Origin of the sequence: Streptomyces sp. NPDC088812, assembly GCF_044750285.1 — a bacterium.
Taxonomy (GTDB): domain Bacteria; phylum Actinomycetota; class Actinomycetes; order Streptomycetales; family Streptomycetaceae; genus Streptomyces.
Window position 1 is genome coordinate 1 of record NZ_JBIVJP010000060.1, and the last position, 2,170, is coordinate 2,170.

A 2,170-nucleotide genomic window follows, 5' to 3' on the forward strand; every position below is an offset into this window, starting at 1 on the left:
GCCACCGCCGAGGGGAAGCTGTACCTGTGCGCGGTCAAGGACGTGTGGTCGCGCCGGATCGTCGGCTACTCGATCGACGACCGGATGCCGGCCGCCCTCGCGGTTGACGCCCTCGAGATGGCCGTCGCCCGCCGCGGCCCGGGCGAGGTCACCGGCTGCGTGGTGCACGCCGATAGGGGCAGCCAGTTCCGTGCTCGGCCCTACGTCACCGCCTTGCACCGGGCCGGACTGGTCGGGTCGATGGGACGGGTGGCCTCCAGCGCGGACAACGCCGCGATGGAGTCCTTCTTCGCCCTCCTGCAGAAGAACGTCCTGAACAACCGCCGGTGGAGCAGCCGCGCTGAGCTGCGGCTGGCGATCGTCACCTGGATCGAACGGACCTACCACCGCCGACGCTGGCAGCGCGCCCTTGGAAAGACGACACCGGTCGAGTTTGAGACCATCTACTGGCCGACGAAAGCGGCCTGAACCACCACACCCGAAGTGTCAACCGAACCTTCAGCAGTCCCCGTCTCATCGGTCACGCGTAGCGAGCCCATGCCCTAGGGCGTGTCTGAGAATGGATCCAGGGGGCCAGCTGACACCCTGGAAGGCATGTCCCGCTTCCAGATGCTCTCCGATGCCCAATGGGAGTTGATCGCCCCGATGCTCCCGACCCGGACCGGCAGGGCCGGCAGGCCGTTCTCGGACGCCCGCACGAGGTCAAGCCCCTTGTGGTGGTGTAGCGGTTGGATCCTTCGTTGGGGTTGTCAGGCGCTGAGCTCGAGGGCAGTGTCGGTGTCGGTGCCCACCTCGCTTCCGGTGTCCTCGACGGGGGTGAGGCGGCAGCGGGCGAGGACCTCGAGGCCGAGGTAGCGGCGCCCTTCGGCCCATTCGTCGGTCTGCTCGGCCAGCACCGCCCCGACCAGCCTGACGATGGCTGCCCGGTTGGGGAAGATGCCCACCGCGTCGGTGCGGCGGCGGATCTCCCGGTTGAGCCGCTCGGCCGGGTTGTTCGACCAGATCTGCGTCCAGACGTCCTTCGGGAACGTCGTGAAGGCCAGGATGTCCGCCCGGGCGGCGTCGAGGTGCTCAGCCACCGCCGGGAGCTTCTCGCTCACGTAGTCCAGGAGCCGGTCGAACTGCGCGTGCACGCTGGCCGCATCGGGCTGGTCATAGACCGAGTGCAGCATGGCCTTCACCGCCGGCCACATGGACTTCGGGGTGATGCCCATCAGGTTCGCCGCGTAGTGGGTCCGGCATCGCTGCCAGGTGGCGCCGGGCAGGTTGGCGGCGATGGCGTCCTTGAGCCCGGCATGGGCGTCACTGGTGACCAGGCGGACCCCGGCCAGGCCCCGGGCCACGAGGTCCGCGAAGAACTCGTTCCACGCCGCACCGGTCTCACTGGTCGCCACGCGCATCCCCAGGACCTCGCGGTGGCCGTCACCGTTGACCCCGGTAGCCAGCAGCACCACCGCGTTGACCACCCGCCCGCCCTCGCGGACCTTCATCGTCAGCGCGTCCGCGGCCACGAACGTGAACGGACCGGCCTCATCCAGGGGCCGGTGGCGGAAGGACTCCACGTGTTCATCCAGGTCCGCGGCCATCCTGGAGACCTGGGACTTGGAGAGGGCATTGATCCCCAGGGTCTTGACCAGCTTGTCCATCCGCCGGGTACTCACCCCGGCCAAGTAGCAGTCCGCCACCACGGTGATCAGCGCCGACTCCGCTCTCTTTCGGCGTTCCAGCAGCCACTCCGGGAAGTACGTCCCAGAGCGCAGCTTCGGGATGGCTACATCGACCGTGCCGACCCGGGTGTCCAGGTCCCGGTGCCGGTACCCGTTGCGCTGGGCGGACCGTGTCGGGGTGGGCTTGCCCCATTCGGCGCCGACCACCGCGTCTGCATCGGCGGAGAGCAGGGTGTTGATCATGGTCTGCAGCAAGTGGCGCATCATGTCCGGGGACGCTTCGGACAGGGCTTCGCTCAGCAGGCCGGCAGGGTCGAGAATATGAGGAGCGGTCATCGTGATGACTCCATTCGAGGGTGCTGTGAGAGGTTCACTCGAAGGATCACACGGTGGCCGCGTCCACGTCTGAGACGACGTGCCCGACCACCGGGCGCTACACAGAGATGATGGATTCGGCTCCGGCGCCGGCGTGACCCGAAATTACACGGACGCCGTTCGCGGCT

Annotated in this window: 2 protein-coding genes; one reads left to right on the plus strand and one right to left on the minus strand. The window is 68.2% G+C overall.

All coding sequences use genetic code 11. The features are described from left to right. On the plus strand, positions 1-468 hold a 468-nt coding region (locus ACIP67_RS43135), incomplete at its 5' end, for a transposase (protein WP_401700180.1). A 281-nt stretch (positions 469-749) separates the two neighbouring features. Here ACIP67_RS43135 and ACIP67_RS43140 read toward each other — a convergent pair. Then, positions 750-2,003: an IS256 family transposase gene (locus ACIP67_RS43140; protein WP_401700182.1), complete on the minus strand. Its 1,254-nt coding sequence runs from the start codon at positions 2,001-2,003 to the stop codon at positions 750-752. Between the last annotated feature and the right edge of the window lie 167 nt (positions 2,004-2,170).

Excerpts from the sequence above, each read along its gene's own strand:
- ACIP67_RS43140 (WP_401700182.1), bottom strand. The coding sequence starts at position 2,003 with ATGACCGCTCCTCATATTCTCGACCCTGCCGGCCTGCTGAGCGAAGCC.